This is a genomic window from Pseudomonas agronomica (assembly GCF_025917275.1).
In the GTDB taxonomy this organism is placed as follows: domain Bacteria; phylum Pseudomonadota; class Gammaproteobacteria; order Pseudomonadales; family Pseudomonadaceae; genus Aquipseudomonas; species Aquipseudomonas agronomica.
On the sequence record NZ_JAOSHO010000307.1, the window covers coordinates 1 to 6,202 of the forward strand.

Below are 6,202 nucleotides of genomic sequence, written 5' to 3' on the forward strand. Positions count from 1 at the left end.
CCCGAGCCCTGGCGCTGGAGTCAAGACTGCTGGTCCTCGATGAGCCTACGGCGGCGCTCGACGTGTCGGTCCAGGCCCAAGTGCTGCAATTGCTCAAGACGCTGCAGACCGACAATGGCCTGAGCTACCTGTTCATCAGTCACGACCTTGCGACGGTGGAGTACCTGGCGCAGCAGGTGCTGGTGATGTACTTGGGACGCATCGTCGAGGCCGGGCCTGTGGAGCAGGTGTTCGGTAGGCCGCGTCATCCCTACACCCGTGCGCTGCTCAACTCGGTGCCCTCCATCGACCCGGAACGCCGTGACCAGTTGCAGATCCTGAGCGGCGAAATTCCCAGCCCTTTGAACCGGCCCACCGGGTGCCACTTCGCGCCTCGTTGCCCGCGGGTCAGCGAGCGTTGTCGCCGAGAGGTGCCAGCCGAGACCCAGGATCATGGCCACCGCTTTTCCTGCCACCACCCTCTGAACGATGAGAGCTGAACCCCTATGTACAATAAAAATGAGATGACCGCTCCAGGCATTGGCTACCAGGATTTAAGGCTGATGCAGGGCTATCCGCCGTCCCGGGAAAAGCAGATTGGCCTGCATAACTGGGACAGCCCGCCCTATAACCGCTGGTCGTTCCAGCACATGAGCCAGCTGTTTCCGGTGGCCGCTATTCATCGCGGTCCCGGGCCGGTCAGCGAACTCAAGCGCAACGAGCGCTCACTGGACGACGTACGTTTCCAGCGGGTCGACGGCGGGCAAACCGATCTGGCGACCTTCCTGACCGATAGTTATACCGATGGTTTTTTGGTACTTCACCAAGGCAAGGTGGTGTCGGAGCAGTATTTCAACGGTATGCAGCCGCACACGTTGCATCTGTTGCAATCGGTATCCAAGACCATCATCGGCAGTCTGGTCGGCCGGTTGATCGGGCAGGGCAGGATCGATCCTCAAGCGCCTGTCAGCCACTATGTGCCCGAGCTTTCGACAAGCGGCTATGGCGACGCCCGGGTACAGGATCTGCTGGATATGCGCACCGGCGTGAGATTCAGGGAGGACTACACCGATCCGGACGCCGAATTCATCCAGTTGGATATCGCCTCGGGTTGGCGTGAACGGGGCGAGCGAAACTCACCCGACAGCATCTATGCCTTGTTGAAGTCGCTGGGTAAAGATCGTGAACATGGCCAGTTCTTTGAGTATCGCTCAGTGGATACCGACATGTTGGCCTGGGTCTGCGAGCGGGCCTGTGGCGAGCGGCTCCCCGTTTTGTTGAGTCGGGAGATCTGGTCGAGACTGGGGGCAGAACAAGACGCGAATATCACCCTCGACTGTGTTGGAACCGCATTGGCCGATGGCGGGATAAGCGCCACGCTGCGTGATCTCGGGCGTTTTGCCCAAATGTATTTGCAGGGTGGACACTACAACAGCCAACAGATCGTCCCGGAGACGTTTGTGCGTGCCTGCGGACGTGGTTCCACACCCGCTTTTGAAGTCCTCTACGGCTATTACACCAAGTCCTTTCCTACCGCGGCCTATAGCAATCAGTGCTGGGTACTGGACAGTGAGCACGGGATCTACTCGGCGCGCGGAGTATTTGGTCAAAGCATCTATTGGGATCCAGCTTCTGAAGTGGCGATCGTAAAACTTTCCAGTTGGCCGGACTTCATCAATCCAGTGTGGACGCTGGATACCTTCCGCGCTTGTGCGGCTGTGGTTGAAGAACTTCAACGCAACTGACATCTAAACAACTGCGACTTCTCGAACACCATTAGCCCGCTAGCACCTGGACGCTGTTCCAACCTCAGTTCCGGCGGGCCCTACCTATTTCATCCAGACCGCGCTTTGTCGTGGCCGGGATGGTTGTTGCCAAAAATAAAACTTAAAGATGGAGCGACCATGAACTTGAACACCACCCGGGCCTTGGGCTCACTGATCCCGCTGGCGCTGTTGGGCGCACTTTCCACCCACGCGCAGGCGATCCAAGTCACCGATAACCTCGATCTCGGCGGTGCCATCCGGGCGCGTTGGGACTATGACCCGGATCGCGATATACAGAAGTTCAACTTCGATACCGTGATCCTCTCCGCCAAGTACAAATCCGACACTTGGATCGGCGAGGCCAAGTACCGTTTCTATGGTCGAGCGTATCCTTACCAGTACACAGAAAATGTAGGAGACGTCCAGTTCGCCGAATTGGCGTGGATTGGCTACAAGTTCAACTCCGATCAGCAAGTCCAGGTCGGCCTGAACCAGGTTCCGTTCGGTTTGCAGCCATACTTTGGCAGTACGTTCTATCAAACCCTGGGCAACGTCGTGGGTCTGGAAGACTTGGAAGAATTGGGCGCCAAGTACATCCAGCAAAGCGGCGACTGGAACATCCAGGCCGGTTACTACGTTCGCCCGGCCTCGCAGGGCAAAGGCACCAGCAAGGGTGAAACCTACTCCAGCGTTGTCTCCGAAGCGGACAGTTATGTCATCGACGGCAGCAACAACCAGGAACGCAACACCGTGGTGCTGCGGGTGGCCAAGGCGCTGGACCTGGGGCCGTGGAAGTCCGAAGTCGGCGTTTCTGGCCTGACCTCGACCCTGGAGAATCGCGACACCGACAACGACGGCCGGCGCAATGCCGTGGCGGTGCACTACATTGGCAAAAACGGCCCGTGGGGCGTGCAACTGCAAGCTGCGCGACAGCAGATGTCCCCGCGCAACCCCGGCACCGATGAACTGGTGACTTTCGGCGGTTACGACGCCACCTACAACGTGGCCAGTCGCGGTAACCTGTACGTGGCGGATGTGAGCTACGACGTTGGCGGCAAGTACTTGTTCGACCAGATCAGCGGCGTGCAACTGTACGCCAACTACAGCGCCTTCGATAAATCCGCAGACGACTTCAAGACCTCGCAACGGATGATTCTCGGCACCTCGTTTTCCCTCAGCAAACTGTGGATCGCCACGGAATGGCTGTACGGCAAGAATGACCCGGTCATCGGCGGCAGCAGCCTCACCCAGAGTCTGGGGGCTGGGGGTAGTGACCGGTGGGAAAACCAGTTGTACATGAACATCGGGTATTACTTCTGATCCGGGTTATTTCCCAATAACGGATTTCGCTACCACCGGGCTTGGTGGGTACTGATGCGTCTGCTGGACTGCAGTGTAGAAGCTGCCGAAGGCTGCGATCTTTTGAAGTTGATCCTTCGTTGGAACTCAATGGAGACCGAAAAGATCGCAGCCTCGCTTCGCTCGGCAGCTCCTACAGCTTCCGGGCATCCACAGCTAAAGCCATCGCCTCCGCCGCCGATACCCCCGATCATGAATCCGCGAACCGCGTCTGCACCGGCATTGACTGTGCCGCGATGCGATGCTTTGCTGGCCGCCCGCGTCAATTAAGGAAAAGTGACAGTGATCATAGGTATCGACCTGGGCACCACCAACAGCCTCGTGGCGGCCTGGGACGGCGAACACGCCCGGCTGCTGCCCAATGCCCTGGGCAATCTTCTTACCCCGAGCGTCGTTGGCCTCGACGACGATGGCCAGTTGATCGCCGGCGATATCGCTCGCGAAAGGCTGCACACCCACCCGCATCTCACCGCGTCATTGTTCAAGCGCTACATGGGCAGTGCCCGTGAAACGTTGCTGGGCGGGCGGGCCTACCGCGCGGAGGAACTCTCGGCGATGCTGCTGCGCAGCCTCAAGGCTGACGCCGAGCGCGCCCTGGGTGTGCCTGTGCTCGAAGCGGTGATCAGCGTGCCGGCGTATTTCAGCGATGCCCAGCGCAAGGCCACGCGTATTGCTGGCGAGCTGGCGGGGCTGAAGGTCGAAAAACTGATCAACGAACCCACCGCCGCGGCGTTGGCCTACGGCCTGCAACAGCGGGACGAGGCCACTTTCCTGGTGTTCGACCTGGGTGGGGGCACCTTCGACGTGTCCATCCTGGAGCTGTTCGAAGGGGTCATGGAAGTGCGTGCCAGTGCCGGCGACAACTTCCTCGGTGGCGAAGATTTCGATGACCGGCTCGTCGAGCATTTCATCGCCAGCATCGGTGCCGCCGACCTCCCTGACACTTCCCAACCAGGCATGGCGCAGCGATTGCGGCGCGAGGCGCAGCGTGTTCGCCATGCGTTGGGACAGGCACCGGCTGCGCGTTTTGTGCTGCGCGAGCAGGCACGTGAGTGGAGCCTGGAACTGACACAGAGCGATCTGGCGAACATCACCCAGCCGCTGCTGGATCGCCTGCGTGCGCCGATCGAACGCGCGCTGCGTGATGCCCGGATCAAAGTCGCGGACCTGGACGAAATATTGTTGGTCGGCGGCACCACGCGCATGCCGCTGGTGCGCAAGTTGGTCGCGACGCTGTTCGGGCGGATCCCGGCGATGCAGCTCAATCCGGACGAGGTCGTGGCGCAGGGCGCGGCCATCCAGGCGGCTCTGAAGGCACGCCATGCTTCCCTGGAAGAAGTGGTGCTGACCGACGTTTGCCCCTATACCCTGGGCATCGAAACCTCGGTCCAGATGGGCAACCAATACCAAAGCGGTCATTACTTGCCCATCATCGAGCGCAACACGGTGGTGCCGGTGAGTCGCTCCCGTGACGTGTCGACCCTCAGCGACAACCAAAAGGTGGTCAGGCTGCGTATCTACCAGGGCGAAAGCCGCTTGGTGGCCAACAACATTTTTCTCGGTGAGCTGGAGATTCCGGTGCCACCGCGCAAGGCCGGGGAGATCACCCTGGACGTGCGCTTCACTTACGACAACAACGGCCTGCTCGAAGCCCAGGTGCATCTGCCCATCAACGGCGAAACCCGCCGGTTGGTCATCGAAAACAACCCTGGCGTACTGGCCCCGGAAGAAATCGCCCGACGGCTGGCCGCCCTTGAAGCATTGAAAGTGCATCCACGGGACCAGCAGGTCAATACGCTGCTGCTGGCTCGGCTGGACCGCCTGTATCAGGAAAGCCTTGGCGACGGGCGAGACCATATTGCCGCGCTGGCGAACCACTTCCAGCAGATCCTCGACACCCAGGACGAACACCGGATCCGCGAAGCCCGTGGCGACATCAGCCTGCGCCTTGCCCATTTCGAGATGGAGAGGTAAGTCACCATGAGCCATTGGCAAATGCTGGGCCTTGCCCCCGACGCGGACGAGCGCAGTATCAAGCGCGCCTATGCACGGCTGCTCAAAGTCCATCGTCCTGACGAAAACCCTGATGAGTTCCAGCGCCTGCGCCAAGCGTACGAGGCGACGCTGGCCGAGGCACAGTGGCGTGCGCAGGCCGACGATGAAGGCAGCTATGCCTCGCTGGATGTCAGCGAGCCAACCCCGGACTCATCTCCTGTTGCGCAGGCGCCTGCGCTCGCCATTTCTTTGAACGAGATTGACGTCCCAGCTCCCATCAGCCCGCCGGAACCGTCCCTTGAGCAGATGCGGCAGTGGTTGGCCGAGGGCCGGGACCGCCAGGTAATGGACGCGCTGCGCGTTTGGCTGGCCAGTGACTGGCTGTTGCCGTTCGAGCGTCGCCAGCAATTCGAGCAGAGCGTCCTGGACTGGCTCGAATCCGCAGAAGGGTGGTCGCCTGCCTTTTTCGATGGGGTGTGCAAGGTCTTGGGGTGGGATGAAGCCCAAGCCACGCTGCCCTGTGAATATTGGCGCTGGGACCGCCTGATCAGAAGGTGCGAGGCGCAAGCCTTTGCCGAGACGGTGCGGGCGGACCTTGCCAGGTTCGACGCCGACAGAATCCACGGGCAGCCGGCCGCTCTGCTGCTTAAAACCATGGCGGACGGTGACCGCCGTGAATTGGCCGATGGCTTTGAAAGCGGTGACTGGCAACGTTTTGCCCAGCTCGCTCAAACGATCGAATATCAATATCCAGAGGTGCCCGAGCAGCTTGGGTTGCAGCCAGTCGACAACTGGCGGGACTGGCTACCTCCGACAAGCTATCGAGGCATCTACCTGTTCCTGTGGCTGGCGCTGTCCGTGGTGCTGATCACGTCGATGTTCGCCGGTCTGATAAATAGGGATGGGCTGAGTTCGGCGGTTATCGTGCCGGTGCTGATGATTGCAGTGAACTGGGTCGGCATGAAGGCCTACGGAATCTGGGCGCTGGTGGCCGTGGCAGCGGCCCGGTTGGACGTGCTGCTCAGCCAGCGGTTGATCCCCCACCGTTGGTACCGGCAGGGTGCCGGGTTGCTGTTGCTGCGCCACATACTTCCCAGCGCAGC

5 protein-coding genes are annotated in these 6,202 nt (G+C 60.5%); all 5 read left to right on the forward strand.

All coding sequences use genetic code 11. The features are described 5' to 3' along the window. On the forward strand, positions 1-479 hold a 479-nt coding region (locus OC610_RS19030; protein WP_264429839.1), incomplete at its 5' end, for an oligopeptide/dipeptide ABC transporter ATP-binding protein. A gap of 6 nt (positions 480-485) precedes the next feature. Beyond that, positions 486-1,724, forward strand: coding sequence for a serine hydrolase domain-containing protein (locus OC610_RS19035; protein WP_264429840.1), 1,239 nt, complete (start codon positions 486-488; stop codon positions 1,722-1,724). Between the two features lie 159 nt (positions 1,725-1,883). Next, on the forward strand, positions 1,884-3,065 hold the full coding sequence (locus OC610_RS19040) for a porin family protein (protein ID WP_264429841.1): 1,182 nt from the start codon (positions 1,884-1,886) through the stop codon (positions 3,063-3,065). Positions 3,066-3,386: 321 nt separating this feature from the next. After that, positions 3,387-5,078: an Hsp70 family protein gene (locus OC610_RS19045; protein WP_264429842.1), complete on the forward strand. Its 1,692-nt coding sequence runs from the start codon at positions 3,387-3,389 to the stop codon at positions 5,076-5,078. A 21-nt stretch (positions 5,079-5,099) separates the two neighbouring features. After that, a partial coding sequence (locus OC610_RS19050; RefSeq protein WP_264429843.1) for a J domain-containing protein occupies positions 5,100-6,202 on the forward strand: 1,103 nt, incomplete at its 3' end.

Excerpts from the sequence above, each read along its gene's own strand:
- OC610_RS19040 (WP_264429841.1), top strand. The coding sequence starts at position 1,884 with ATGAACTTGAACACCACCCGGGCCTTGGGCTCACTGATCCCGCTGGCG.
- OC610_RS19035 (WP_264429840.1), top strand. The coding sequence starts at position 486 with ATGTACAATAAAAATGAGATGACCGCTCCAGGCATTGGCTACCAGGAT.